The 26,006-nt window shown below is 74.4% G+C and carries 22 protein-coding genes; 16 read left to right on the forward strand and 6 right to left on the reverse strand.

The window, feature by feature from the left end; genetic code table 11:
* Positions 1 to 174: 174 nt before the first annotated feature.
* The gene (locus ACQYWQ_RS25880) at positions 175 to 795 is read right to left on the reverse strand and encodes a nucleotidyltransferase family protein (RefSeq protein WP_431037903.1); all 621 of its coding nucleotides are present in this window, start codon (positions 793 to 795) and stop codon (positions 175 to 177) included.
* A gap of 219 nt (positions 796 to 1,014) precedes the next feature.
* Between ACQYWQ_RS25880 and ACQYWQ_RS25885 the strand changes: the two genes are divergently transcribed.
* Positions 1,015 to 1,368: a DUF5955 family protein gene (locus tag ACQYWQ_RS25885; protein ID WP_431037905.1), complete on the forward strand. Its 354-nt coding sequence runs from the start codon at positions 1,015 to 1,017 to the stop codon at positions 1,366 to 1,368.
* Positions 1,369 to 1,422: 54 nt separating this feature from the next.
* On the opposite strand, the gene ACQYWQ_RS25890 is transcribed toward ACQYWQ_RS25885, so the two are convergent.
* The 3 genes from ACQYWQ_RS25890 to ACQYWQ_RS25900 all read right to left on the reverse strand — a co-directional run bounded on the left by ACQYWQ_RS25890 (position 1,423) and on the right by ACQYWQ_RS25900 (position 3,688).
* Positions 1,423 to 2,037 carry a DUF4865 family protein gene (locus ACQYWQ_RS25890; protein ID WP_431037907.1) on the reverse strand — a complete coding sequence of 205 codons (615 nt, stop codon included), beginning with the start codon at positions 2,035 to 2,037 and terminating at the stop codon, positions 1,423 to 1,425.
* Positions 2,038 to 2,077: 40 nt separating this feature from the next.
* Positions 2,078 to 2,647 carry a TetR/AcrR family transcriptional regulator gene (locus ACQYWQ_RS25895; RefSeq protein ID WP_431037909.1) on the reverse strand — a complete coding sequence of 190 codons (570 nt, stop codon included), beginning with the start codon at positions 2,645 to 2,647 and terminating at the stop codon, positions 2,078 to 2,080.
* A 237-nt stretch (positions 2,648 to 2,884) separates the two neighbouring features.
* Positions 2,885 to 3,688 carry an IclR family transcriptional regulator gene (locus ACQYWQ_RS25900; RefSeq protein ID WP_431037911.1) on the reverse strand — a complete coding sequence of 268 codons (804 nt, stop codon included), beginning with the start codon at positions 3,686 to 3,688 and terminating at the stop codon, positions 2,885 to 2,887.
* 232 nt (positions 3,689 to 3,920) lie between these two features.
* Between ACQYWQ_RS25900 and allB the strand changes: the two genes are divergently transcribed.
* The 12 genes from allB to ACQYWQ_RS25960 all read left to right on the forward strand — a co-directional run bounded on the left by allB (position 3,921) and on the right by ACQYWQ_RS25960 (position 20,222).
* On the forward strand, positions 3,921 to 5,378 hold the full coding sequence (allB, locus tag ACQYWQ_RS25905; protein ID WP_431037912.1) for an allantoinase AllB: 1,458 nt from the start codon (positions 3,921 to 3,923) through the stop codon (positions 5,376 to 5,378).
* Between the two features lie 44 nt (positions 5,379 to 5,422).
* Positions 5,423 to 6,532 (forward strand): allantoicase, encoded by a 1,110-nt coding sequence (alc, locus tag ACQYWQ_RS25910; protein WP_431037914.1) that lies wholly within the window; start codon positions 5,423 to 5,425, stop codon positions 6,530 to 6,532.
* Positions 6,533 to 6,738: 206 nt separating this feature from the next.
* A complete protein-coding gene (locus ACQYWQ_RS25915; protein WP_431037916.1) occupies positions 6,739 to 7,182 on the forward strand; it encodes a ribonuclease in 444 nt (147 codons plus the stop codon).
* 459 nt (positions 7,183 to 7,641) lie between these two features.
* Entirely contained in the window at positions 7,642 to 8,991 is a 1,350-nt protein-coding gene (locus tag ACQYWQ_RS25920) for a sensor histidine kinase (RefSeq protein ID WP_431039346.1), read from the forward strand.
* Positions 8,988 to 9,668, forward strand: a complete 681-nt coding sequence (locus ACQYWQ_RS25925) for a response regulator transcription factor (protein WP_431037917.1) — start codon at positions 8,988 to 8,990, stop codon at positions 9,666 to 9,668. Before ACQYWQ_RS25920 ends, ACQYWQ_RS25925 begins: the two co-directional genes overlap by 4 nt.
* A gap of 439 nt (positions 9,669 to 10,107) precedes the next feature.
* Positions 10,108 to 11,112, forward strand: coding sequence for a sugar ABC transporter substrate-binding protein (locus ACQYWQ_RS25930; RefSeq protein ID WP_431037918.1), 1,005 nt, complete (start codon positions 10,108 to 10,110; stop codon positions 11,110 to 11,112).
* The gene (locus ACQYWQ_RS25935) at positions 11,109 to 12,143 is read left to right on the forward strand and encodes an ABC transporter permease (protein WP_431037920.1); all 1,035 of its coding nucleotides are present in this window, start codon (positions 11,109 to 11,111) and stop codon (positions 12,141 to 12,143) included. The genes ACQYWQ_RS25930 and ACQYWQ_RS25935 overlap by 4 nt, the downstream gene beginning before the upstream one ends.
* A complete protein-coding gene (locus ACQYWQ_RS25940; protein ID WP_431037921.1) occupies positions 12,140 to 12,991 on the forward strand; it encodes an ATP-binding cassette domain-containing protein in 852 nt (283 codons plus the stop codon). The genes ACQYWQ_RS25935 and ACQYWQ_RS25940 overlap by 4 nt, the downstream gene beginning before the upstream one ends.
* 237 nt (positions 12,992 to 13,228) lie before the next feature.
* Positions 13,229 to 14,362 (forward strand): ROK family glucokinase, encoded by a 1,134-nt coding sequence (locus ACQYWQ_RS25945; RefSeq protein WP_431037923.1) that lies wholly within the window; start codon positions 13,229 to 13,231, stop codon positions 14,360 to 14,362.
* Positions 14,363 to 14,433: 71 nt separating this feature from the next.
* On the forward strand, positions 14,434 to 14,940 hold the full coding sequence (locus ACQYWQ_RS25950; RefSeq protein ID WP_431039347.1) for a sugar kinase: 507 nt from the start codon (positions 14,434 to 14,436) through the stop codon (positions 14,938 to 14,940).
* Between the two features lie 417 nt (positions 14,941 to 15,357).
* Positions 15,358 to 18,177 (forward strand): DEAD/DEAH box helicase, encoded by a 2,820-nt coding sequence (locus ACQYWQ_RS25955; protein ID WP_431037925.1) that lies wholly within the window; start codon positions 15,358 to 15,360, stop codon positions 18,175 to 18,177.
* Complete coding sequence (locus ACQYWQ_RS25960; protein ID WP_431037927.1) at positions 18,174 to 20,222, forward strand: SWIM zinc finger family protein; 2,049 nt, start codon at positions 18,174 to 18,176, stop codon at positions 20,220 to 20,222. The genes ACQYWQ_RS25955 and ACQYWQ_RS25960 overlap by 4 nt, the downstream gene beginning before the upstream one ends.
* 96 nt (positions 20,223 to 20,318) lie before the next feature.
* On the opposite strand, the gene ACQYWQ_RS25965 is transcribed toward ACQYWQ_RS25960, so the two are convergent.
* On the reverse strand, positions 20,319 to 21,077 hold the full coding sequence (locus tag ACQYWQ_RS25965; protein WP_431037929.1) for an SDR family oxidoreductase: 759 nt from the start codon (positions 21,075 to 21,077) through the stop codon (positions 20,319 to 20,321).
* Positions 21,078 to 21,177: 100 nt separating this feature from the next.
* Between ACQYWQ_RS25965 and ACQYWQ_RS25970 the strand changes: the two genes are divergently transcribed.
* Positions 21,178 to 22,143, forward strand: a complete 966-nt coding sequence (locus ACQYWQ_RS25970; protein WP_431037931.1) for a LysR family transcriptional regulator — start codon at positions 21,178 to 21,180, stop codon at positions 22,141 to 22,143.
* Between the two features lie 170 nt (positions 22,144 to 22,313).
* Here ACQYWQ_RS25970 and ACQYWQ_RS25975 read toward each other — a convergent pair whose 3' ends face one another.
* Positions 22,314 to 23,210 carry an SDR family oxidoreductase gene (locus tag ACQYWQ_RS25975; RefSeq protein ID WP_431037933.1) on the reverse strand — a complete coding sequence of 299 codons (897 nt, stop codon included), beginning with the start codon at positions 23,208 to 23,210 and terminating at the stop codon, positions 22,314 to 22,316.
* Positions 23,211 to 23,453: 243 nt separating this feature from the next.
* Here ACQYWQ_RS25975 and ACQYWQ_RS25980 point away from each other — a divergent pair, with 243 nt between their 5' ends.
* Both ACQYWQ_RS25980 and ACQYWQ_RS25985 read left to right on the forward strand, forming a co-directional pair.
* On the forward strand, positions 23,454 to 23,807 hold the full coding sequence (locus ACQYWQ_RS25980; protein ID WP_431037934.1) for a beta/gamma crystallin domain-containing protein: 354 nt from the start codon (positions 23,454 to 23,456) through the stop codon (positions 23,805 to 23,807).
* A gap of 192 nt (positions 23,808 to 23,999) precedes the next feature.
* Positions 24,000 to 25,892 (forward strand): ABC transporter ATP-binding protein, encoded by a 1,893-nt coding sequence (locus tag ACQYWQ_RS25985; protein WP_431037935.1) that lies wholly within the window; start codon positions 24,000 to 24,002, stop codon positions 25,890 to 25,892.
* Positions 25,893 to 26,006: the final 114 nt, after the last annotated feature.

The raw sequence follows: 26,006 nt of genomic DNA on the forward strand, positions 1-26,006 counted from the left end.
TGTGGCACTGCGTGCCAAGAGAATTTCGGCGGTAGGTGGGGCGTGGAGACGGTGCGGAGCGGAAAGAATGCCACTCCCCGCTGTTCAATGGATAGTAGTTTCCTCATGACGGAAGTCAATGGCTGGGGTCCGTCCGCCTGATGTCCCTCGGTGCCACCTCGTCCCGCGTGCGTCTCAGGGCGCCTCGCGCAGCCGCCGCAGGTCCTCGGGCGTGTCGATGTCGTACGGCGCGCAGAGGTCCCCGCACTCCACGAGCCGGACCGCTCCCGCGTGCTCCCGCAGGTAGGCCCGCGCCCCTTGGTCGCCCCTCGCCCCCGCGGCGACCCCGTCCCAGTGCGCGGCGCCGAGCAGCACCGGGTGCCCGCGCTCGCCGCCGTAGGCCGCCGCCGCGAGCGTCGCGGGACCCTCGTACGCGGCGCGTACCCGCGCCACCGCTTCCGGCGTGATCCCCGGCTGGTCCACGAGCAGGACGAGCGCCGCACCGGCCCCCGTCCCCGCGAGCGAGGCGAGCCCCGCCCGGAGCGAGGAGCCCATGCCCGAGGCCCACGCGGGATTGCGCACCCACGCCTCCGGCGCCGCCCCGGCGCGCTCACCGGCCGCGCGCGCCTCCTCCGCCTCGGCCCCCGTCACGACGTGCACGCGCGCGCAGCCGCCCGCCCGCGCGAGCGCGACCGCGCGCGCGACGAGGGGTGAACCCCCGTACTCCAGCAGCGCCTTGGGCCTGCCTCCGAGCCGCCGCCCGCCCCCCGCCGCGAGCACGATCCCGGCCGTCCCGCCGCGCGCGTCCGTCTTCACCGCGGCCTCCTTCCCGCCGGTCCGCACCGGCGCACGTGTGCGGCGACCCTACGGGCGGCGCGGATACGGGCGCCGCCGGGGCGCGTACCGGCTGGCGTGTCGGCGCGCGGTGGCGAATACTGGGCACCGTTCGCGCCGCCGTGCGCCTGACCAGCCGTGGCCGGCGAACGGATTCGGGAAGACGCACGAAGGCGTGCGAAGGGGGAGGGAGTACCGCTTGTGACCGGTACGGACCCGGCGGGCGTGCCCGTCGTCATCACCGGGGAACTGACGGGCGATCGGCGGCCCGGGGAGGATCAGGAGGACCCGCGCATCGCGGAGTTGCGCGCGGCCGTGACGGTCCTGCGTCGTGCCCTGGCGGCGCTGCCCGCCGAACTCGCCGACAGGGACCTCGCCGAGGAGGAACTCGCGGCGCTGACCGCCCTCCTCTCGGGCCCCGCCCCGAGCCCGGCCGCGCTCGGCGGCCCCCTCCTGCGCCTCGCGGCGACCACGGGCTCGGTGAGCTCGCTCGCCCCCGCCCTCGGCCGGCTGCGGGCCGCGGTGGAGCTGTTCGGGGGCGCGGGCGGGCGCTGAGGGGGCGTACGAGGCGTGCGGGGCGCGCTCGTGGCCGCGAGCGCGCCCCCGGCGCTACCAGTTCCTGCCCTCCGGCAGGTCGTTGATGCCGGGAGCGGACAGGTGCAGTACCTCGTAGCGCTCGGTCGCGTCCTCGTCCGGCGCGGCGGAGTCCGCCCACAGCACGAACCGCGCCAGCTGCCAGTGGTGCGGGTCGACGGCCAGCGCGGCGGTGTGCACCCCGTCCCGGGCGGCGAGCCGCCGCAGTCGCGCGCTCTCCCGCTCGATCAGCGCGGCCGGCCCGAGCCCCGTGCCGTCCGCGTCCGGGTCGGCGGGCACCGGGGAGAGGCGGCGCGAGGCCGCGGTCGGGACCGCCGTGCGGGCGGGGCCCGCGTGGCAGGCGATACCGGCCCAGTGGCGGGTGACCGGGCGCCCGAAGTCCCGCACGATGTTCTGGAATCCGCCGCCACCGACGAGGAAACGGGCCATCGCGCCGGTGTCGTTCCACAGGTAGAACGGGGCGTACTCGTTGACCGGCGAGCCGTCGACGCCGCGTTCCCTGATGACGTACGCCTTCAGGCCCAGCCCGGCCCGGTCGTCCAGGACGTGGCCGCCCGCGGCGACGCGGCGGCGGATGATGCCCATGTCGTAGTCCGCGGGCAGGGTGATCTCGTACTGCTTCGCGTGCACGGGGTGCTGCCTTTCCTCGGCCGGCGGGGGTGTCGCGCCCTCAGCGCGTGGTGGAGTGGGCGGCCAGGAGGCCGAGGACTCCGGTGACCGCCTCGTCGAACGGCTCCACCGAACCGGCCGCGCGCGCCAGGACGTAGCCGCCCTGAAGAGTCGCGACGATCGCCGCGGCGGTCGTCCGCGGGTCCAGCGCCGCGCCCAGCTCGCCGCGCTCGCGGCCCTCCGTCAGCAGCTCGGCGAGGCGTTCCCGCAGCCAGTCGAGTGTGCCGCCGACGGGGGCCCGCAGGCCGGGGTCCGCCATGACCTCCTGGTCCTGCGTGAGGCGTCCGATCGGGCAGCCTTTGAGCACGTCCCGCTCCCGGCGCAGGTACGCGGTGACGCGCTCCACCGCGGTGCCCGGCGCGGAGAACTGCTCCTCGGCCTTGGCGCGCATCTCCTCCGCGGTGCGCCGGATCGCCGCGAGCGCCAGGTCGGGCTTGCCGGTGAAGTGGTGGTACATGCTGCCCTGCCCGGCACCGGCCCGCTGCTGGATCGCCCTCGGGCTGGTGCCGGTGTAGCCGCGTTCCCACAGCAGTTCGCGTGTGCTCTCGATCAGGCGTTCCGCAGCGCTCATGGGCAGAGTGTACATACCAGTAGGTACAGAGTGGTGGGTGTACGGCCGAAGGCGCCGCGCCGGAGGCGTGCCGCCGGGGACGCCGGGTCAGGGGCGCAGCGTCGGGGGGCGCCAGGTCGGGGGCCCCAGGTCAGCGGCGCCAGGTCAGCGGCGCCGCGTCAGGGGACCCGTGTCGGGGGGGCCATGCCAGGGGACGCCACGTCAGGCGGCGGCCGTGCTGCGGCTGATCGCGCCTGACTACGCCTGCTCGGCGCGGCGTGCGAGCGCCTCGGACAGCTCCGCCGCGACCTGCCGCAGTACGGGCACGTGGCGTTCCATCGCCTCGTCGGTGAGGCGGCCCGCGGGGCCCGAGACCGAGAGCGCCGCGGTCGTGGGGGAGTGCGGGACGGACACGGCGAGGCAGCGCACGCCGATCTCCTGCTCGTTGTCGTCGACCGCGTAACCGCGCGCCCGGACCTCGTCGAGCGCGGCGAGGAAGGACTCGGGCGTCGTGAGGGTGCGCTCCGTCGCCGCGGGCATGCCGGTGCGGGCGAGCAGCGCGCGCACCTCGCCGGGGGTGCTGTCCGCGAGGAGGGCCTTGCCCACGCCCGTGGAGTGCGGAAGGACCCGGCGGCCGACCTCGGTGAACATGCGCATCGAGTGCTTCGAAGGCACCTGCGCCACGTACACCACCTCGTCGCCGTCGAGCAGCGCCATGTTCGCCGTCTCGCCCGTCTCGTCGACGAGACGGGCGAGATACGGGCGCGCCCACGTGCCGAGGAGTCGTGAGGCGGACTCGCCGAGCCGGATCAGGCGCGGACCGAGGGCGTACCTGCGGTTCTCCTGCTGGCGCACGTAACCGGTCGCGACGAGCGTGCGCATGAGGCGGTGGATGGTGGGAAGCGGGAGGCCGCTGCTCGTGGCGAGTTCGCTGAGACCGACCTCGCCGCCCGCGTCCGCCATCCGCTCCAGGAGGTCGAAGGCGCGCTCCAGGGACTGCACGCCCCCGGCGGCCGCGGACTTCGGGGGAGCGGCGGCATCGCTGGTGCTCGGCGTCGGCACGGCGCGGTCCTTTCGGGGAGCGGACGGGCGAATCAGCAGCCTACCGGTCGGGACCCGCCGGGCCCCACGGAGGTCGCTGTTACGCGAAAATTTATTTCCGGTTACCGAAAAGAGGCAGGACGCGCCCCGCCGCCCCGTGCCCTTGACGGGGTCCCTGGGGCGGCAGAGACTCGCGGCAAGGATTCAACAGAACGTTGAACGATTCAGCAGGTGTTGAGCCAGGGGGCCCGCCATGACCGCCGCACCGCCACCCGCACCGCGACCCGCACCGCCACCCGCACCGCGCCCCACCCCCGACCCCGCCGACGACCGTGCCGCCCCACGTCGCCGGCCCGCGCCCGGCCCCGGTGCCGCACCCGACCTCCTCCTCCGCTCCACCCGCACCGTGCTCCCCGAGGGCCCGCCGCGCCCCGCCGCCGTCGCCGTCACGGGCCAGGTGATCAGCGCGGTGCTCCCGTACGACAGCGCGGCGCCCGAGGGCTGCCGCGTCCTCGACCTCGGTGACGACGCCCTCCTGCCGGGCCTCGTCGACACGCACGTCCACGTGAACGATCCCGGGCGCGCCCACTGGGAGGGCTTCCCGAGCGCGACCCGCGCCGCGGCGGCCGGAGGCATCACGACGCTCGTCGACATGCCGCTCAACTCCCTCCCGCCCACCACCACGGTCGACCACCTGCGCCGCAAGCGGGAGGTGGCAGGCCCCCGCGCGCACATCGACGTCGGCTTCTGGGGCGGCGCGATCCCCGGCAACGCGGATCACCTGCGCCCGCTCCACGAGGCCGGGGTCTTCGGCTTCAAGTGCTTCCTCTCGCCGTCCGGCGTCGACGAGTTCCCGCCGCTGGACGCCGCCGGTCTCGATACGGCGCTCGGCACTCTCGCCACGTTCGGCGGCCTCCTCCTCGTCCACGCCGAGGACCCGCACCACCTCGACGCCGCACCCCGGCATGCCGGGCCCCGCTACCGCGACTTCCTCGCCTCGCGCCCCCATGCCGCCGAACGCGAGGCCGTACGCCTCCTGTTGGAGACGGCGGCCCGGCACCCCGGCGCCCGCGTCCACGTCCTGCACGTCTCCAGCGCCGACGTCCTGCCCCTCATCGCCGAGGCGAAAGCGGCGGGCGCGCGCGTCACCGCCGAGACCTGCCCCCACTTCCTCACCCTCACCGCCGAGGAAGTCCCGGACGGTGCGACGGAGTTCAAGTGCTGCCCGCCCATCAGGGAGGCCGCCAACCAGGACGCCCTGTGGCAGGCGCTCGCCGACGGCACACTCGACTGCGTCGTCTCGGACCACTCGCCTTCCACCGCGGACCTCAAAACCCCTGATTTCGCTGACGCCTGGGGCGGCATCTCCTCGCTCCAGCTCGGCCTGCCCGCCGTCTGGACCGCCGCTGAACACCGCGGTACGGGGCTCGCCGACGTCGTGCGCCGCATGTCCGCCGCACCCGCCGCGCTCGCGGGGCTCACCACGAAAGGCGCCCTCGCTCCGGGCAAGGACGCCGACTTCACCGTCTTCGCCCCCGAGGCCGTCTTCACCGTCGAGCCCGCCCGCCTCCACCACCGCAACGCCGTCACCGCCTACGCGGGCCGCACGCTGCGGGGCGTCGTCCGCTCCACCTGGCTGCGCGGCCAACGCACGTACGAAGAAGGCAAGTTCGGTGAACCAGCCGGGAGGCTGCTGCGCCGGGAGCCCTGAGCGGCGCGCGAACACCCCAGCGAGGAAAGGAAACCACGCCCACCGTGACCGAGACCTTCACGGGACCCGCCCAGCCCTACGCGGGCGGCGACCCCTACGCCGACTACCGCTCCGCGGCGCACCCCTTCACCGACCTCCCCGACCTCGCGGACCGCGCGCTCGGCGGCTGCGTCGTCGCCGCCAACGACGAGTTCTTCGCCGAGCGTGAGAACCTGCTCCGCCCGGAGCGCCCCCACTTCGACCCGGCCGAGTACGGCCACAAGGGCAAGATCATGGACGGCTGGGAGACCCGCCGCCGCCGCGGCACGGGCCCCGCGCACCCCTGGCCCGAGGCCGACGACCACGACTGGGCGCTCATCCGCCTCGCGACCCCCGGCGTCGTCCGCGGCCTCCTCGTCGACACCGCGCACTTCCGCGGCAACCACCCGCGCGCGGTGAGCGTCGAGGCCACCGCGCTGCCGGGGCACCCGGGCCCCGAAGACCTGCTCGCCCCCGGCGTGGGCTGGACAACTCTCCTGCCCCGTACGGAGATCGGCGGGCACGCGGCGAACGGTTTCCCCGTCGATGCGGCACGCCGCTTCACGCACGTACGGCTGCGGCAGTACCCCGACGGGGGTATCGCCCGGCTGCGCGTGCACGGGGACGTCGTGCCCGATCCGGGCTGGCTCGCCGCGCTCGGCACCTTCGACCTCGCCGCGCAGGAGCACGGGGGCCGCGCCGAGGACGCCTCCGACCGCTTCTTCTCACCACCCGCCAACACGCTGCGCCCCGGGCGCTCGCGGTCCATGCACGAGGGCTGGGAGACCCGGCGGCGGCGCGACGACGGGCACGACTGGGTGCGCTACGCGCTCGCGGGCCACGGCGAGATCCGCGCCGTCGAGATCGACACGGCCTGCTACCTCGGCAACGCGGCGGGCTGGGCGGCGCTTTCGGTACGCGAGGACGACGGGCCCTGGACCGAGATCCTGCCGCCCACCCGCCTCCAGCCCGACACCCCTCACCGCTTCCTCCTCGACCACCCCGTCCCCGCGACCCACGCGCGCCTCGACATCCACCCCGACGGTGGTGTCTCGCGACTGCGGCTGCACGGGAGTCTGAGCGAGCGGGGGACGCGGGAACTGGAGCGGAAGGTACGGGAGTTGGGCGGGGCCTGAGGGGCGGGGCGGTGCGGCACGGGCGGGGGCGCGCGGACGGGGGCGTGCGGACGGCCTGCCGCATACGCCGGGGGCGCCGCCGCGTACGCCGGGGGCGCGCCGCCCCGCACCGGCACACACGGCGTGCACCAGCCGTTCACCAACACACGGAACTTTCACCCGGGTTGACATGGACACCGGCATCTACGCGCGTCATCGTGGACGTCATGCGACGACACCCCCACACCTTGTCCCGCACCCCCCGACTCGCCGCCCTCACCGCACTCGGCGCCGCCCTCCTGATCGGCGGGCCCGCGGCCACCGCGCAGGCGCACACCCCCTCCGCGGTCTCCGCCGCTGTCCTCGCTCCGGCACGCGCCGCCGCCGTCGGGGACATCTGCTCCTCGGCCCTGCCGAGCCAGGCCCACGACACGCTCGACCTCATCGACAAGGGCGGCCCGTACCCGTACCCCCAGGACGGCACCGTCTTCCAGAACCGCGAGGGGGTCCTCCCCAGCCAGTCCACCGGCTACTACCACGAGTACACCGTGAAGACGCCCGGCTCGTCGGACCGCGGCGCGCGCCGCATCGTGACCGGCGAGCAGACGGACGAGGACTACTACACCTCCGACCACTACGCGAGCTTCGACCTGATCGACTTCACCTGCTGAACCGCCGAAGCGGCCGAACGGCTCACCGAGGCGGCCGAACCGCTCGCCGAAGCGGCCGAACGGCTCACCGAGGCGGCCGAACCGCTCGCCGAAGCGGCCGGACCGCTCACCGAGGTGGCCGAACCGCTCGCCGAAGCGGCCGGACCCGCCGCACGCGCTGACCATTTCCCCCGGCGCCCCGCCGGTAGCCGGCACCGACCGGCCCAGGCGCCCCCCGCCCCACCCCGCGTCCCCCCACGGCTCGACGGCGCGCGGTGGGGCGGCGTGCCGCGCCCGGGCGGAGGCGCGGCGAGGCCGCGCCCGCGGGACTCCCCCCCCCGGCCCGCGCCCGCGGGACTCCCCCCGGCCCCGTACGCGCTCCGACTTTCGTACCGCCCCGTGGACTTTCGGATGATCCTTCGCCAGGGCCGCCCGGCGGTCCTTCCCCGGCCCGTAGATTTGTTGACTATGACGACAAAGGTGGCACCCGGGCGTCCGACCGGCCGGGAGGACGCGGCGGCACACGGGACCGGTGGCCGGAGCCGGGCGGGGACGGTCGTCGCGCGCCTCCGATCCGCGCTGTCCACCGCCGCCGCGCGCGAGCCGCGCGAGCCGCGCGGGCCCGTCCGCCCCGAGTACCCCTGGCTGCTGCCCTCCGCCGTCGTCGACCTCGCGCCCCCGCGCCGCGCGCGGCGCACCGTGCGGGACTGGATCGTCGACAGCCTGTGCTTCCTCTCGGCGCTGCTCGTCGGCGTGTTCGCCCTCGACACCCTCAGCCGCGCCGCCTCCGGCGGCGAGGTCCTCGTCGATGTCGTGCTCGGCCTCCTCGCCTGCTGCGCCCTGTGGGTCCGCCGCCGTGTGCCCCTCGGGCTCGCACTCGTCCTCATGGTCGTCGGGCTCTTCTCCGAGACCTCGGGCGGCGCGATCCTCGTGAGCCTCTTCACCCTGACCGTGCACCGCCCCTTCCGGTACGTGGCCTGGGTCGGCGCCCTCACGCTGCTGCTCGTCCCGCCGTACTTCCTCGTGCGGCCCGACCCCGACCTCTCCGTCGCGGAGGCCACCGTCTTCGTCTCCGTCATGGTCGGCACCGTGATCGGCTGGGGCATGTTCGTCCGCGCCCGCCGTCAGCTCGTGCTCTCCCTGCGCGACCGGGCCGCACGCGCCGAGGCCGAGGCGGAGCTGCGCGCCGAGCGGGCCCAGCGACTCGCCCGCGAGGAGATCGCCCGCGAGATGCACGACGTGCTCGCCCACCGCCTCTCCCTGCTCAGCGTCCACGCGGGCGCCCTCGAATTCCGCCCCGACGCCCCCGGGCCCGAGATCGAGCGCGCGGCGGGCGTCATCCGCGACAGCGCCCACGAAGCGCTCCAGGACCTGCGGCAGATCATCGGCGTGCTCCGCGCGGGCGACGAGGGCGAGAACCCCGAACGCCCGCAGCCCACGCTCGCCTCGCTCGACCGCCTCGCCGAGGAGAGCAGGGAAGCGGGCGCCGCGGTGGACCTCGGCGTGGACCTCGGCGGGCAGCCGCCCGACGCCGTGCCCGCGGCGACCGGACGCACCGCCTACCGCATCGTCCAGGAGGGCCTGACCAACGCCCGCAAGCACGCCCCCGGGTCCCCCGTCACGTGCCGCGTCCACGGCCGTCCCGGCGAAGGGCTCACCGTCGAGGTCGCCAACACCGCGCCGCCCGGCGCCCCCGCGCCCGTACCCGGCTCGGGGCAGGGCCTCATCGGCCTGCGCGAGCGCGCCGTACTCGCCGGTGGCCGCCTGGAGCACGGGAGCGCCCGGAACGGCGGCTTCCGCCTCGTGGGCTGGCTACCGTGGCCCGCATGACAGTGACCGTGCTCCTCGCCGACGACGACGCCCTCGTACGGGCCGGACTCCGCCTCATGCTCGGGGGCGCCCCCGGCCTGGAGATCGTCGGCGAGGCCGCGGACGGCGAGGAGGCGGTGCGGCTGGCCGACGAGCTGAGCCCGGCCGTCGTCCTCATGGACCTGCGGATGCCCGGCACGGACGGGCTCGCGGCGACCGCCAGGATCAGGGAGCGGCCAGGGGCACCCGAAGTACTCGTCCTCACGACCTTCCACGCCGACGAGCAGGTGCTGCGGGCCCTGCGCGCGGGCGCGGCCGGGTTCCTCCTCAAGGACACCCCGCCCGCCGAGATCGCCGAGGCCGTGCGCGAGGTCGCCCAGGGGCGCCCCGTGCTCTCGCCGCTCGTCACACGCCGCCTCATCGCCCAGGTCGCGGGCGGCGAGTCCCCCTACGCGCGCCGCGACCGGGCCCGCGCACGGCTCGCGAGCCTCGCCGAGCGCGAACGCGAGGTCGCCCTCGCGGTGGGCCGGGGCGCCTCCAACGCGGAGATCGCCGCCCAGCTCTACCTCAGCGTCCCCACCGTCAAGGCGCACGTCTCCCGCGTCCTCGCGAAGCTCCGCCTCAACAACCGCGTGCAGATCGCCCTCCTGACCTACGACGCGGACCCGGCCGCGACGGCGTGGGACGACCAGGGCTGAACGCGCCCGTGCGGCGTTGGTCACGCGACACGCGCCCCCGGCCCGCCCCACGGGACACACCCGGCGTCACCACCCGGCCGCGCACCGTGCCCGCGCGCTCGCCGGCCGGGCCCGCGACGCACGCGAGCACGGACCCGTACCCCTGTGTGTCGCGGCGAAGTTGACCGGCCGCGCCCGTCGCACCCGCCGCGGACCGCGTGCGGGCCATTGACGCGGACCGCCACTCTCCGTTACAACTCTGCGAGCCGTCCGCCCTCCCGACCCGCCGCAGCGCGGCCGGAGGCCGGTGCACGATACTTGGTCGGTCGGGGCGGCTGACAGCGCCCGCCACGGGCGCCCTCCCCCCGCCTCCGGCCGGGGCCCCGGCCCCGTGGACCGTGCGCCCACCGGGCGCGGCGGATTCGACGCACGTACGGCAAGACGAGAAGGGCTGGTCCTGGTGGCACGCTTTCGTACCTGGGTGAGTGTCGCGGTGGCCGCGGCGCTCGGCCTCTCCCTCGCGGGGTGCAGCAGCACCGGCGGCAAGCGCGCCGAGGACGCCCGCAAGGCCGCGGCGGCCGGTGGCAAGGCCGCCGTGAACACCCCGCGCTGGACGGTCGCCATGATCACCCACTCCGGCGACGGCGACTCCTTCTGGGACATCGTGCAGAACGGCGCCAAGCAGGCCGCCGTCAAGGACAACATCAAGTTCCTCTACTCGCACAGCGACCAGGGGCAGGTCCAGGCGCAGTACGTCGACGCCGCGATCGACAAGAAGGTCGACGGCATCATCGTCACGCTCGCCAAGCCCGGCGCGATGAAGTCCGCCCTTGCCCGTGCCAAGAAGGCAGGCATCCCCGTCGTCACCGTGAACTCGGGCGCCGACGACTCCAAGAGGTTCGGCGCGCTCGCCCACATCGGGCAGGACGAGACCGTCGCGGGCGAGGCCGTCGGCGAGGAACTCAACAAGCGCGGCAAGAAGCGGGCGCTGTGCGTCCTGCACGAGCAGGGCAACGTCGGCCACGAGGACCGCTGCGCCGGGGCCAAGAAGACCTTCGACGGCACGATGGAGAACATCTACGTCACCGGCACCAACATGCCCGACGTGCAGTCGGCCCTTCAGGCCAAGCTCCAGACGGACAAGAAGATCGACACCGTCGTGACCCTCGGCGCGCCCTTCGCCGACGCCGCCGTCAAGGCGAAGGACGAGGCAGGCAGCAAGGCCGAGATCGACACCTTCGACCTCAACTCCGAGGTCGTCGACGGGCTCAAATCCAAGACCCTCGGCTTCGCCGTCGACCAGCAGCCCTACCTCCAGGGCTACGAGGCCGTCGACCTCCTGTGGCTCTACCGCTACAACGCCGACATGCTCGGCGGCGGGCAGCCCGTCCTCACCGGACCGCAGATCATCACGCGCGACGACGCCGACGCGCTCGCCGAGTACACGAAGCGGGAGACCCGATGAGCGCCGTGGCGGGCGGTGACGAACGGCTCCTGCGCACCCCCGGCTGGCGCAAGCTCCTGCGCCGCCCGGAACTCGGCTCGATCGTCGGCGCGATCGCCGTCTTCGTCTTCTTCGCCCTCGTCGCCGACAGCTTCCTGAAGCCCGCGAGCCTCGCCACGATGCTCTACGCGGCCTCCACGATCGGCATCATGGCGGTCCCCGTCGCCCTCCTGATGATCGGCGGCGACTTCGACCTCTCGGCCGGTGTCATGGTGACGACCTCCGCGCTCGTCTCCACCATGTTCAGCTTCCAGATGACCGCCAACACGTGGGTCGGCGTCGGCGTCTCGCTCGTCGTCACGCTCGCGATCGGCTTCTTCAACGGCTACTTGCGCCAGCGCACGAAACTGCCGAGCTTCATCATCACGCTCGGCACCTTCCTCATGCTCACGGGCCTCAACCTGGGCCTCACGAAGGCCATCAGCGGCGGCGTCTCGACCAAGAGCATCTCCGACATGGAGGGCTTCGACTCCGCGCACGCCCTCTTCGCGTCCACGCTCACCCTCGGCGGCGTCGACTTCAAGGTCACGATCCTGTGGTGGTTCGGGCTCGTCGCACTCGGCACGTGGGTCCTGCTGCGCACCCGCGCGGGCAACTGGATCTTCGCCGTCGGCGGTGACGACGACGCGGCCCGCGCGGTCGGCGTCCCCGTCACGAAGACCCGTATCGGGCTCTACCTCGGCGTCGCCTTCGCCGCCTGGATCTCGGGACAGCACCTGCTCTTCTCCTTCGACCAGGTGCAGTCGGGCGAAGGCGTCGGCAACGAGTTCATCTACATCGTCGCTGCCGTCATCGGCGGCTGTCTCATCACCGGCGGCTACGGATCGGCGATCGGCGCCGCCGTCGGCGCGCTCATCTTCGGCATGACGAGCAAGGGCATCGTCTACGCCGAGTGGAACGCGGACTGGTTCAAGTTCTTCCTCGGAGCGATGCTCCTCCTCGCCACGCTCCTCAACGCGTGGGTGCGCAAGCGTGCGGAGGCCACCTCATGACCACCCCCACCCCGGCGGAGACCGGCGAGCGCCCCCCGCTCGTCGAACTCGACGACGTCAGCAAGTACTACGGGAACGTCCGCGCGCTCGAAGGCGTCTCGCTCAGCGTCCACCCCGGCGAGATCACCTGCGTCCTCGGCGACAACGGCGCGGGCAAGTCCACGCTCATCAAGATCATCGCCGGTCTGCACCAGCACGACGCCGGGTCCTTCCGCCTCGACGGCGAGGACACGAAGCTCTCCTCGCCCCGCGAAGCGCTCGACCTCGGTATCGCGACCGTCTACCAGGACCTCTCCGTCGTCCCGCTCATGCCCGTCTGGCGGAACTTCTTCCTCGGCTCCGAGCCGGTCAAGGGCACCTGGCCCCTCAAGCGCATGGACGTCCAGTTCATGCGCGAGACGACCCGCTCCGAGCTGGCCCGCATGGGCATCGACCTGCGCGACGTCGACCAGCCGATCGGCACCCTCTCGGGCGGCGAGCGGCAGTGCGTCGCGATCGCGCGCGCCGTCTACCTCGGCGCCAAGGTCCTCGTGCTCGACGAGCCGACGGCCGCGCTCGGCGTCAAGCAGTCCGGCGTCGTCCTCAAGTACGTGGCGGCCGCCCGCGACGCCGGGCTCGGCGTGGTCCTCATCACCCACAACCCGCACCACGCCTACCTCGTCGGCGACCACTTCGTGCTCCTCAAGCGCGGCACGATGGCAGGCAGCCACCCCAAGGCCGAGATCACCCTCGACGAACTGACCCGCCAGATGGCGGGCGGCTCCGAACTGGAGGAACTCAGCCACGAACTCCAGCGCGCCCCGGTCCCCGACCACCTGGGCGGGCACCCGGTCAAGGACGTGGACTGAGCCGTCCCCGAGCAGGGGACGCGGACTGAACCGTCCCGGGCCCGGGCGGACCGAGCGCCCCCGGCCGGAGCGGGGGGAGGGCGGGCACAGGGCGGCCACAGCGGGACACCGCGCGGGGAGAGCCCCCCCACGGCCCGGGCCGCCCCCGCCCCCACCCCCGGCAATGGCACAATCGGCCCCGGTGGGCTCCCGCCCGCCCCGGCCCAGCGCCGCGCCCCCGACACCCACAGGACCCCGATGAGCACGTACCGCGGCGCCGCCCGCGCCACCGTCCTGCGTACGCGCACCGTGGGCACCCGCGAGCGGCGCTCCCACCTGAGCGCACCGCGGGTCCCCACGGTCGGCATCGACATCGGCGGCACCAAGGTCATGGCCGGTGTCGTCGACGCGGACGGCCACATCCTGGAGACGCTCCGCACCGAGACACCCGACAAGTCGAAGAGCCCCAAGGTCGTCGAGGACACGATCGTCGAACTGGTCCTCGACCTCTCCGACAGGCACGACGTGCACGCCGTCGGTATCGGTGCGGCGGGCTGGGTCGACGCGGAACGCAACAGGGTCCTGTTCGCCCCGCACCTCGCCTGGCGCGACGAGCCGCTGCGCGACCGCCTCTCGGGCCGCCTCGCGGTGCCCGTCATGGTCGACAACGACGCGAACGCCGCCGCGTGGGCGGAGTGGCGCTTCGGCGCGGGACGCGGCGAGGACCACCTGGTGATGATCACGCTCGGCACCGGCATCGGCGGCGCGATCCTGGAGGACGGCAGGGTCAAGCGCGGCCAGTTCGGGGTCGCGGGCGAGTTCGGGCACATGCAGGTCGTCCCCGGCGGCCACCGCTGCCCCTGCGGGAACAGGGGCTGCTGGGAGCAGTACAGCTCGGGCAACGCGCTCGTGCGCGAGGCCCGCGAGCTGGCCGCGGCCGACTCGCCCGTCGCCCACGGCATCATCGACCGCGTCGGCGGCAACATCAACGACATCACCGGTCCGCTCATCACCGAGCTGGCCCGCTCGGGCGACGCGATGTGCGTCGAACTGCTCCAGGACATCGGGCAGTGGCTCGGCGTCGGCATCGCGAACCTCGCGGCCGCGCTCGACCCCTCGTGCTTCGTGATCGGCGGGGGCGTCAGCGCGGCGGACGACCTCCTCATCGACCCGGCCACGGACGCGTTCCGGCGCCACCTCACGGGGCGCGGCTACCGCCCCCAGGCCCGTATCGCCAAGGCCCAGCTCGGGCCGGAGGCGGGGATGGTCGGGGCCGCCGACCTGGCCAGGCTCGTCGCCCGCCGCTTCCGCCGCGCCAACCGCCGCCGCGTCGAGCGGTACGAGCGGTACGCGCAGGCATCGGGCGTCCCCGGCGGAGAGGACCGCGCGTGAGCCTCGGCCACCAGAGCCTTCCCCAGCAGCCGGGCCCGCTCCGTGCCGCGCGTACGGAGAGCCGCGGCCACATGATCCGCCGCCGCACGCTGACGCTCCTGATCATCGTGCTGCTCATCGGCGTGCCCGCCGGATACCTCCTCGTCTCGGCGTCGCAGAGCCGCGACTCGGGCCGCGACAAGGAGAACAGGTACTCGGCGACGGGCCTGAGCGCGGGCTGGCCCTCGAAGGTGCAGCGGCGCATCTACGAGGTGGACATCCCGCCGAAGTCGACGTTCGTCGCGTACTACGAGACGAACAACTGGAAGGCCAGCCGCCTCTACACGCAGTTCCGCACGACCCACAAGGGACTGACGAAGTTCCTGCACTCCCTCGGCAAGACCCGCGCCGACCTCAACGACGGCATCACGATCAAGAAGCGCGACCGCGACATCACCCGCTGGAGCTTCGACCCCGCCGTGCACTGGACGGGCCTGCGCCACCACCAGGACGACCCGCGCCCGAGCCAGGACGTCACGGTCGACCGCACCGACCCGCAGCACCCGATCGTCTACGTCGTCTCCGCGACAACGCCCTGACCTGCGCCGATCCACCGCACGCCCCGTGTTGTCCGTCCCGCACCGTAGAGTCGGACACGGCCTCGCCGACGAGGCCGTACACGCTCCCACCACCGGGGTGAGGGCCGTGGGACGAGTGCGGGAAGGGGCGGTGGACATGCGCGACAGCGGTACGTACCCGGGCCGCCCCCACCGCGGCGTCACCTCGCGACCCGCCCGCTGCTCGCCGTCCCGCACGGGGTGGGGCACCCCCCTCCGCCGTCCCACCGCACTCCGCGGGCCGCGCGCCGCCACCCTTCGCGGGCCGCTTCCCGCCGTGCCGCACGCGCCGCTTCCCGCCGTGCCGCTTCCCGCCGTGCCGCTTCCCGCCGTGCCGCTTCCCGCCGTGCCGCGCGCGCTGTTTGCCGCCGTGCCGCGCGCCCCTCGTGGGGGTGCGCGATGACCACCTCCGCCCCGCCCCGCCTCCACCACCTCGCCCCGGTCTTCCTGCCCGCCGAGCTGCCCCGCGCGGGCGCCTTCGCCTGGTGGGACCCGGCCGGGGACCCCGTCCCCGGCGCAGCGGACACCCTCACCGTCGTCCGCCTCCGCGCCGACGGGCGCCCGCGCCGTGTCGAGGTCCCCGCCCTGCGCCTGCCCCTCGCCGAAGCGCTCCCCGTCCTCCTCGCCGCCCCCGACGTGGGCGCGCACCCGGCCGCCGCGTGCTGGGCGGGTGCCGTGCGGCTCGCGCTCGGGCTCGTGGCGCGCGGCAGACTGCGGCCCGCGCTCGCGCCGGGGGACCTCGACACCTGGCGCGCGGGACCGCTCGACGCCGCCGAGACCGCGCAGGCCCGCGCCCTCGCCGCCGCGCTCCCCGCCGAGGGCTGCGCGGTGCCGCTGCCCGGCGCGGGACCGCTGCGGCTGCCCGAACCCGCCGCCCTCGTACGAGCCCTGCTCGACGCGGTCGCCGACACCCTGCCGCGCACCCCGGCGGCTCCGTACGCGCACGGTGTCCCGTTCGCCGCCGCGAAGGCGACCGCGCTGCCCGGGGCCAGGGACTGGGCCGCCGAGGCCGCGGCCGCTCGCGGCACCGGCGTACGGGTCTCGCTGCGCCTGGACCTGTCCGCGCGCACGGTCTTCGACGCGGGCCCCGGTGGCGCGCACAGCCTCGGCTCGACCGTGCTCGTCCAGGTCCACAGCCTCGCCGACCCGACCCTCGTGACCGACGCGAGCACCCTGTGGCGCGGCGAGGCCGACCCCGCCTTCGGACCCGCGGCGCAGGTCGAGGCCGCGCTCGCGCTGCGCCGCGCCGCCCACGTGTGGGCCCCGCTCGCCCGCCTCGCGGAGCTGGAGGTACCCGGAGTGCTCGCCCTCGACGAGAGCGAGACGGAGGACCTCCTCGGCCGCGCGGCCGCGCGGCTCGACGCGGCGGGCATCGCCGTGCACTGGCCGCGCGAGCTGACCCGCGACCTCACGGCGACGGCGGTCGTCCACTCCGCCCCCGGCTCCGCGGCGAACGGCACGGGACTCCTCGACAGCGAGGGGCTGCTCCGCTTCGAGTGGCGGCTCGCGCTCGGCGACGAGGAGCTGACCGACGAGGAGATGGACCGCGTCGCGGAAGCGCACCGCGCCGTCGTGCGCCTGCGCGACCAGTGGGTGCGCATCGACCCGGAGCTGGCCCGCCGCGCCCGTAAGCGGCAGCTCGGGCTCCTCGACCCGCTCGACGCGCTCTCCCTCGCGCTCACGGGAACCGCCGACATCGACGGCGAGACCGTCGAGGCCGTCCCCACCGGCGCCCTCGCGACGCTCCGCGACCGCCTCCTCGCGGGCGTCAAGGCCGCGCCCGAACCGCCCGGGCTCCACGCCACGCTCCGCGACTACCAGAAACAGGGCCTCGGCTGGCTCGACCTCATGACCTCGCTCGGCCTCGGCGGCGTCCTCGCCGATGACATGGGCCTCGGCAAGACCGTCACCGTCATCGCCCTCCACCTCACCCGCGCCCAGCAGACCCCGAAGGCCGCGAGCCTCGTCGTGTGCCCCGCCTCGCTCCTCGGCAACTGGGAGCGCGAGATCCACCGCTTCGCGCCCGGCACCCCGGTGCGCCGCTTCCACGGCGCGGGCCGCGACCCCGTGCCCCCGCCCGGCGGCTTCCTCCTCACGACGTACGGGACACTGCGCTCCTCCGCGCCCCAGCTCGCCGAGCAGGACTTCGGCCTCGTCATCGCCGACGAGGCCCAGCAGGTCAAGAACCCGCACTCGGCGACCGCGCGCGCCCTGCGCACCGTCCCCGCACGCGCCCGCGTCGCCGTCACGGGCACCCCCGTCGAGAACAACCTCTCCGAACTATGGGCCCTCCTCGACTGGACCACCCCCGGACTCCTCGGCCCGCTCACCGCGTTCCGCGCCCGGCACGCCCGCGCCGTCGAGAACGGCGAGCACCTGGAGAACCCGGAGGCGGCCGAACGCCTCGCCCGCCTCCTCAAGCCCTTCCTCCTGCGCCGCAGGAAGACCGACCCCGGCATCCTCCCCGAACTGCCCCCGAAGACGGTCACGGACCACCCCGTCGCGCTCGGCACCGAGCAGGCCGGGCTCTACGAGGCCGTCGTCCGCGAGTCCCTCGCCGCGATCGGGTCCGCCGAGGGCATGAGCAGACGCGGCCTCGTCCTGCGCCTCATCACCTCCCTCAAGCAGATCTGCAACCACCCGGCGCAGTACCTCAAGGAACACCCCGACACCGCCCGCCTGCCCGGCCGTTCGGGGAAACTCGACGCGCTCGACGAACTCCTCGGCACGATCCTCGCCGAGGACGGCTCGGTGCTCGTCTTCACGCAGTACGTGCGCATGGCGCGGCTCCTCACCGCGCACCTGAGCGCGCAGGCGGTCCCCGCGGGGCTCCTCCACGGCGGCACGCCGGTCGACGCGCGCGACGCCCTCGTGGACCGCTTCCAGAGCGGCGCCCTGCCCGTGCTCGTCCTCTCCCTCAAGGCCGCGGGCACGGGCCTCAACCTGACCCGCGCGGGGCACGTCGTGCACTACGACCGCTGGTGGAACCCGGCCGTCGAGGACCAGGCCACCGACCGCGCCCACCGCATCGGCCAGACCCGGCACGTCCAGGTCCACCGTCTCCTCGCCGAAGGCACCGTCGAGGACCGCATCGCCGACCTCGTCGCGGGCAAACAGGCCCTCGCCGACGCCGTCCTCGGCACCGGAGGCGAACCCGCCTTCACCGAACTCACCGACCGCGACCTCGCCTCGCTCGTCTCCCTGCGGAGGGACGCGTGAACGAGGACCAGGAATACGGCGAGCACGAGGCGGCCGGCGCCTCCGGCGCCGTGACGCCGGAACAGCTCGCCGCCGACGCGGCGGCCGCCGCGTCCGCCGCGCTCGTCCGTGCCGCCATCCGGCAGGCCCCGCGACCTGCCCCGCTCGGCCCGGCGGCCCGCGCTCGCGCCCGCCGTACGGCAAGCGCGGCCGCCGCCCGGCGCAGGGAAGCGGCGGATACGGGCGAGAGCCCGGCCGACCGCGTACGCGAGGGACTGCGACGCGCGGGGGAGCGGTACGCGGACGGGACGGACCCGGAGGACGCCCCGGAAGCCGTGGCCGCTCGCGCCGACCGCCCCCGTCCGGCCGACGCCGCCCGTGCCGCCCTGCGCGGCAGCAGGCGGGGCGCCGCCCCGGGCGACGAGGTGACCTCTCCCGGTCGCCCGGCGTCCCCGCCCGCCGCCGGTACGGATGGGCCGGTACCCGGCGAACCCAAGGGCGAAGAGCCCGCCGAGTCCGCCGAGCCCGCGCCCGCGCCCGCCGCGCCCCCACCCGCCGTGGAGCCCCCGCGCCCCCGCTCCGCGCCCGCCCCGGCCGCCCGCCCGGCCGATCTCGCCCGCGCCGCGCTCCGCTCGGCCCGCGCCCGCTCCCCCCAGCCCGGCCCGGAGACACCGCGCTCCACGCCCGAGCCCCGCACATCGACGTCCACCCCCACCACGCCCCAGGCCCCGGCGTCGGCTGCGGCCCCGGCGGAGACCGCGGCCCGCCCGGCACGGCCCGCGCCGGTCCCCGCTTCCGCCGCCGCCCCCGCCGCGGCCCGCCGCACGTACCGCCCGGACAGCGCGACGCGTGCCGAGGCCCCGGCGACGCCCTGGTCCGAGGGCTGGGAGCGGTCCTTGACCGCCCTCGCCGCCGAGCCGGGGCGGTTCGCGCGGGCGCGTGAGTACGAGCGCCAGGGCAGGGTCGGCACCGTCACGCTCACGCCCGGTACGGCACTCGCCTACGTGCGGGGCGGCAGGGCCCGCCCGTACCGCGTGAGCCTGCGCACGCACCAGCTGCCCGAGCCCGCCTGGGAACGCCTCACCGACGCCTGCGCCGCACGTGCCGACCGGCTCGCGGCGCTCCTCGACGGCGGGCTGCCGGGGGCGCTCGCCGGGGCCGAGGGCGCCGCGCTGCTCCCCTCCCCGGGGGAGCCCCTGCTCGACTGCGCCTGCCCCGACCCCGTACGGCCGTGCAAGCACGGACTCGCGCTCGCGCTGCGCGTCGGCGGGCTGCTCGCCGCTGACCCGCAGGCGCTCCTGCTGCTGCGCGGTCGCGACCCGGGGACCTTCACGAGCGAGCTGAGCCGCCGCCACGCGCGCCTCGCGGCACGGGGCGACGCGGGCGCGACCGCGCTTCCCGGCGTCAAGGCCGGGGAGTTGTACGGGCGCGAGCCAGGCCCGCTCCCGCCACCCCTGCCCGTACCGGCGACGACGGAGCCGCCCCCCGCGTACCCGGCGGGGGCCTCCGCGCCCGATCCGCTCGTGCTCGACCGTCTCGCGTCCGACGCGGGCACGCGCGCCCTCGCGCTGCTGCGCACCGGCGCCGACCCGCTCGCGGGCCGCGGCGTGTGGGAGGACGCGGTCCGTATCGCCGCCGCCCATCCGGGCACGGGCCTCACCGGTACGGGCCGCGCCCTGTACACGCGGCTCGCGCGCGGGGCGGGCGCGGAGGCGGGGGCGCTGCACCGGGCGGTCGCGGCCTGGCGCGGCGCGGGCGCGGCGGGACTGCGCGCCCTGGAGGACCCGCCGTGGAACCCCCCGGCCGGCCCCTTCGACCGGGCGCGTTCCCTCCTCCTCGCGGCGGGGCATCCCCCGTACCGCCCGCATGACAACAGGCTCACGAGCCCGGACGGCACACGTCAGCTCCGCATGGACCGCGAGGGCACGTGGTACGCCTACGAGTCCGAGCCCGGCGCCGAGGACTGGTGGCCGCGCGGCACGGCGGCGAAGGACCCGGTGGTGGCCCTGGAGAGCGCGGAACCCGAGCCGGACGAGGAGGAGGACCGGCCGGACCCGTACGCCTGAGGGCCCGGCCGGGTCCGCGCGACATCGGGGGCCACGGGCTCCGTCCGAGGATTCCCGTCGTCGCCCGGAGGGCGGCCGCGGGGCGTCGGCCAGACCCTAGAGCTGTGACCCGCCTCCGTCGACGGGGAACTCCGCTCCCGTCGAGAAGGTCGCGCCGAACGCCAAGTACGCCACCGCGGCGGCCACTTCCTCGGATGTCCCCAGTCGTCGCATCGGGATGGTCCTGCGGTAGTCGTCCTTTATCGTCTCGGCGACGTCGGCGGGGAGGGAGCGGTCCAGGATGCCCGTGTCGATCGGGCCGGGGCTCACGGCGTTGACCCGTACCTTGCGGGGCAGCAGTTCGCGGGCCAGGGTGCGTGTCATCGACCGCAGGGCCGCCTTGCTCGCCGAGTAGACACTCAGCGCGTCCAGGCCCAGGACGTTCACCACCGAGGTGGTGAGGACCACCCCGCTTCCCTCGCGCAGCAGCGGTGCGAGGGCCTGCACCGTGAAGTACGGGCCCTTGGTGTTGGTGGTGAACAGCGCGTCGAACATCTCCTCGGTCGTCGCGTCCAGCGGTGCGGACACGGTGACACCGGCGTTGACGAACAGCGCGTCCACCGCGCCGAACCGCTCCTGAACCGTGCCGGCCAGAGCCTTGATGTCCGGCAGGGACGCGGCGTCGCTGCGGACGCCGACCGCCCTGTCGCCCAGTCGCTCCAGCGCGGCGTCCAGGGTGGACCGGGTGCGGCCGGTGATCAGTACGTGCGCCCCGCCCTCCGCGAACAGCCTCGCGGCAGCCAGGCCGATACCGCTGCTCCCGCCCGTGATCACGATCTTCTTGCCGTCGTACTTCTTGCCCTCGTCAGTGGTCATGCCCCAAGCCAAATCGCTGCCATCGGACCTTGTCCAAGACCTGTCCCGTATGCCGTCATGCGCCAGAGGCATGACGGTGCGCGCGACGTACGCTTGCCGAATGGACGTGGACCTTCGGCTCGTGCGCTATTTCACGGTCGTGGCGGAGTACGGCAATTTCGGCCGGGCCGCCACCGCGCTGCACCTGGCGCAGCCGTCGCTGAGCCGCCAGATCCAGCGGCTGGAGGCTCAGATCGGTGTCCGGCTTCTCGACCGTTCGCCGCGGGGCAGCAGCCTCACCGGCGCGGGCCGGGTGTTCCTCCCCCTGGCACGGACCCTGCTCCTGGATGCCGAGCGGGCCGCTCGTACGGCCAGAGCCGCCACGCAGCCCTGTACCGTCACCGTCGGCCACGCCGAGGGCCTGGTCATCACCGCCTGGATGCAGGAACTGCGCCGCAGGCACCCCGAGAGCCGGGTCCGCACCCGGCACCTCGACTGGCGGGACACGCGCGCGCTCGCCGAGGGGCGGGTCGACGCCCTCGTCGCGTACCGGCCCTTGCCGTTGAGCGGGGACGGCTTGCGGGTGACCACGCTCCACGAGGAACCGAGGGTGCTCGTCGCGTCGACGCTGCATCCTCTGGCGAACGAGGAAGAGGTCAGCCTGCGGGCTCTGTCGGATGAGGAACTGGTGTCCTGTGCCAGCACTCCGGCGGTCTGGAGCACGCCCAGACCGGTCGGCGATCGCCCGGCGCCGCCGCGGCCCGCGATCGACGACGGCTACGAGGACAAGCTGGAACTCGTCGCCACCGGCCACTGCGTCGCGCTCTTCCCCGCCGGTGACCGACGCCCCGCCGCGCGCCGGGACATCGTCCTGATCCCCGTCGTCGACGCCGATCCCTGCGAGGTCGTGCTCGTCACGCGTGCCGACGACCCGAACCCGCTGCTCGGTTCCCTGGAAGCCGTCGCGCGCACCGTGCGCGGCCCCGTCTCCCGGCGGGACACCGCACCCCCGGCAGACCGTACCGCGGCGACGGCGTCTCCGATGGCGGCGCGTGGTGGAGCGGGGCCGGCCGGTACGTCGCCATGAACTTCCGGCGGCGGAGCGGGAGTTCATCCCGCCTCCGCCGCCTCGGGCGGAGCGGTGGCGGCGAGGCAGGTGGGACGGCCGGGCGGTACGGTCGGCGCCACGCCGGTTGAGCGCCCCTCTCCTTCCCTGTGACAAGGCCCCGGGCGGCGTCGTCGGCCGCTGCCCCCGCCTCACGCCCGCGTATAGGCCCCCGCCGCGATGTCCTCCAGCAGCGTCGGCCCGGTCGGGGTCCAGGCCAGCAGGTCGCGGGTGGCGGCGCTGTCCGCCGTCAGGGTCCGGCCGAAGAAGTGGCCGACGAAGCCGAAGTGCTGCTCCGCGTCCTCGGGGTCCACGGAGACGACAGGCAGGTCGAGCGCCGCGCCGATGGCCTCGGCGATCTCCCGGGTGGGGACGGCCTGTTCGGCGACCGCGTGCAGCCGGGAGCCCGCGGGGGCGGACTCCAGGCCGAGGCGGATGAGGCGGGCCGCGTCGCTCACGTGGACCGCCGACCACGCCTGCGTGCCGTCGCCGATGTAGCCCGAGACGCCGTGCTCGCGCGCGGCGGCGGTCAGGAAGGTGACGAAGCCCCAGTCCCCGCGCCCGTGCACGCTCGGCGCGAAGCGCACCGCGAGGGAGCGGACGCCGCGTGACACGGAGTCGAGTGCGAGGTTCTCGGAGCCGCCACGGTCGGAGCCCGGACCCACGGCGGGCGAGGCGTCGGATTCGGCGACCGGGCGGCCCTCGACGATGTCGGAGAGGCCGTTGGCGAGCACGAACGGCTTCGTCGAGCCCGCGAGCGCGTCGAGCATCGCTTCGACCGCGCGCCGCTCGGCGCGGTCGGTGCCCTCGGGGTCCGCCCAGTCGTGCTTATTGGCCAGGTGGACGACCGCCTCCGCGTCCGCGGCGCCGTGCCGCAGGGAGCCGAGGTCGTCCAGGTCGCCGCGCAGCACCTCGATGCCCTTCGCGGCGAGCGAGGCCGCCGCCGTGTCCGAGCGGGCGAGGCCGACGACCTCGTACGCGTGCCGCTTCAGTTCGTCCACCGTCGCCGCACCGATCCAGCCGGTCGCACCTGTCACGAAAACGCGCATGACGCGTTCTCCTTTCCGCCCGGGCAGCCGCCCGGGCAGCCGCCCGGACCTCCGCCGGGAGCGTCTCGCGCAATTACGAGTCATTGTGTATTGGAAAGGTAGCACGAGGCGTCGCCGACGGTGCGGGGCCGGGTTGTTGATCTTGTGGGGGACTTCCCGAACCCCTGTCTCGCCGTGTCCGCGTCAGGTGCGGCTCGTTGCCCGGGTGCTGTATCCAGCTACTTTCCGGAATCGGGTGAACACGTGAACAAGAAGACGAAGAGGGCCGTGCGCTCCACGGTCGTGGCCTTCGCCGCGGCGACCGCGCTCGCGGCGACGCTGCCCACCGGCAATGCCTACGCCATCGACCACATCCCCTGCCGCGCCGGTGAGAACTACCTCAAGATCTGGTCGCACCTCAACGGCAAGGACAGCGTCGACTGCTACGCCAACAAGGGGAAGATCTCCTTCGGCGGCTGGTGGGTCGACCGCATCTCGACCGGCAACAACGACCTCATCTACAGCGACGCCAACGGCGATTCGGTGCGCGTGAACCGCTGGACCGACATCACCTACCCGAACAGGCCCCCGAAGGTCTCGTACATCGAGATCCTCTGACGGGACGAAGGGTGGGGGCCACCGGCACCGGCGGCCCCCACCGCCTCGTCACGCCACCGCCCCGCCCACCCCGTACGGCGGCCCCGTGTCTCCCGCCCCGCTGTGTCTGGTTCTCGCCGGTCCGCGTTAAATGCCTGGACTGAGTACCTGGCGGGACGCGAGACTTCCGCTTTCCGGACGACGGGGAGTGTGATGGGAACAACGGACACCCAGGAGACGAAGCCACCGGGCAGGAGCGCCGTCCTGCTGGCACTGCGTCACTACGCCCTGGAACTGAGACGGCAACGCGGGCTGGCGCTGCCCGCGCTCCTGCTGCCCGCTCTCGGCAACATCGGCATCCGCTACCTCGGCCCGCTGGTGATCGCCAAGCTCGCCGGGCAGGCCGCCGACGCGCGCGGGCTCACCCTCGGCAGGGCGGCGCCCTACATCATCGGCTTCGGCCTCACCCTGCTGCTCGCCGAGGTGCTGTGGCGCATCGGGCTGCACTGCCTCAACCGCGTCGAGGCGCGCGGCATGGAGCGCCTCTACGTCCAGGGCATGGACGAACTCCTCGCCAAGGACCCCGCGTTCTTCCACGACAACTTCGCGGGCTCCCTGACCAAGCGCATCCTCAGCTACGGCAAGCGCTTCGAGGACGTGGTCGACACGCTGATGTTCAACGTCACGGGCAATCTCGTGCCGCTCCTCTTCGGCGCCGTGGTGCTGTGGCTCTATGAACCGGTCCTCGTCGTCGGCCTCGTCCTGATGATCACGCTCACCGCCACGGCGGCGGTCCCGCTCATCCGGCGCAGGCAGCGCATCGTCAACGAGCGCGAAGCGGCCATCGCCCGTGTCTCCGGGCACGTCGCCGACAGCCTCAGCAACATGGAGACCATCCGCGCCTTCGCCGCCGAGGACAGGGAGGCGGCGGAGCACAGGAAGCGCGTCGCCGAGTCCCGCCGTCTGACCCTGCGCTCGTGGGACTACGGCAACCTGCGCGTCGACACGCTGATCGCGCCCATGTCCGTCCTGACGAACGTCCTCGGCCTGGTCCTGGCCATCGCCTTGGCCGGGGGCAACGCGGGGGTCGAGGAAATCATCGTGGCGTTCACGTACTTCTCCAACGCCAGCGCGATCATGTTCGACTTCAACCAGATCTACCGGCGTCTCGAAAGCTCGGTGACCGAGGCCGCCCAGTTCACCGAACTCCTCCTCGAACCTGTCACCGTGCTCGACCCGCCGGAACCCGAGCCGCTCGCCCCGAAGGACTCCTCCGTCCGCTTCGACGCGGTGACCTTCGCCCACTCCGGTGCGAAGCCGCTCTTCCAGGGCCTCGACCTGGACGTGCCGCCGGGGGCGCGGATCGGGCTCGTCGGCAGGTCGGGAGGCGGCAAGACCACGCTCACGCGCCTCCTGCTGCGGATGTCCGACATCGACGGCGGGCGCATCCTGATCGGCGGTCAGGACATCAGCAAGCTGCGCCAGCGGGACCTGCGCGCGCTCATCGGGTACGTGCCGCAGGAGCCCGCGATGTTCCACCGCAGCCTGCACGACAACATCGCCTTCGCCCGGCCGGGAGCCAGCGGGGCGGAGGTCCGTGCCGCGGCGGAGGCCGCGCACGTCACCGAGTTCGCCGACCAGCTCTCCGAAGGCTTCGACACGCTCGTGGGGGAGCGCGGGGTCAAGCTCTCGGGCGGCCAGCGCCAGCGCGTCGCCCTCGCGCGGGCCATCCTGCGCGACGCCCCCGTCCTGCTGCTCGACGAGGCGACGAGCGCGTTGGACTCGGAGAGCGAGATCCTCGTCCAGGACGCGCTGTGGCGGCTCATGGAAGGGCGTACGGCCCTCGTCGTCGCCCACCGCCTGAGCACCGTGGCCGACATGGACCGCCTCGTCGTCCTCGACCGGGGCAGGGTCGTCGAACAGGGCAGCCATGAGGAACTCCTCGCCGCGGACGGCACCTACGCCAGGCTGTGGCAGCACCAGTCGGGCGGCTTCCTGGCCGAGGCCGAGGACGAGGGCCAGGACGCCGAGAGCGAGGGCGTCCCGCCGCTCGGGCCGCCGCCCGGCGTGCTGCCGGGACCCGCCGACCCGGCGCGGGCCCTCTAGGGGCAAGGCGAGCGATGCCGGGCGACAGGTGTCCGGCTCGTACGGGGACGCCGACCGACCCCGTACGAGCCGGACCGCGCGCCTTCCTCGGGCCCGTACGGCGTCGCGGCCCCG

Origin of the sequence: Streptomyces sp. P6-2-1, assembly GCF_050613165.1 — a bacterium.
Taxonomy (GTDB): Bacteria; Actinomycetota; Actinomycetes; order Streptomycetales; family Streptomycetaceae; genus Streptomyces.

Bases quoted from the DNA above. Each gene is read 5' to 3' on its own strand.
- ACQYWQ_RS25940 (WP_431037921.1), top strand. From the start codon at position 12,140: ATGACCACCCCCACCCCGGCGGAGACCGGCGAGCGCCCCCCGCTCGTC.
- ACQYWQ_RS25935 (WP_431037920.1), top strand. From the start codon at position 11,109: ATGAGCGCCGTGGCGGGCGGTGACGAACGGCTCCTGCGCACCCCCGGC.
- ACQYWQ_RS25965 (WP_431037929.1), bottom strand. From the start codon at position 21,077: ATGACCACTGACGAGGGCAAGAAGTACGACGGCAAGAAGATCGTGATC.
- ACQYWQ_RS25950 (WP_431039347.1), top strand. From the start codon at position 14,434: ATGATCCGCCGCCGCACGCTGACGCTCCTGATCATCGTGCTGCTCATC.
- allB (WP_431037912.1), top strand. From the start codon at position 3,921: ATGACCGCCGCACCGCCACCCGCACCGCGACCCGCACCGCCACCCGCA.
- ACQYWQ_RS25955 (WP_431037925.1), top strand. From the start codon at position 15,358: ATGACCACCTCCGCCCCGCCCCGCCTCCACCACCTCGCCCCGGTCTTC.
- ACQYWQ_RS25925 (WP_431037917.1), top strand. From the start codon at position 8,988: ATGACAGTGACCGTGCTCCTCGCCGACGACGACGCCCTCGTACGGGCC.
- ACQYWQ_RS25970 (WP_431037931.1), top strand. From the start codon at position 21,178: ATGGACGTGGACCTTCGGCTCGTGCGCTATTTCACGGTCGTGGCGGAG.
- ACQYWQ_RS25895 (WP_431037909.1), bottom strand. From the start codon at position 2,647: ATGAGCGCTGCGGAACGCCTGATCGAGAGCACACGCGAACTGCTGTGG.
- ACQYWQ_RS25975 (WP_431037933.1), bottom strand. From the start codon at position 23,210: ATGCGCGTTTTCGTGACAGGTGCGACCGGCTGGATCGGTGCGGCGACG.
- ACQYWQ_RS25945 (WP_431037923.1), top strand. From the start codon at position 13,229: ATGAGCACGTACCGCGGCGCCGCCCGCGCCACCGTCCTGCGTACGCGC.
- ACQYWQ_RS25915 (WP_431037916.1), top strand. From the start codon at position 6,739: ATGCGACGACACCCCCACACCTTGTCCCGCACCCCCCGACTCGCCGCC.
- ACQYWQ_RS25985 (WP_431037935.1), top strand. From the start codon at position 24,000: ATGGGAACAACGGACACCCAGGAGACGAAGCCACCGGGCAGGAGCGCC.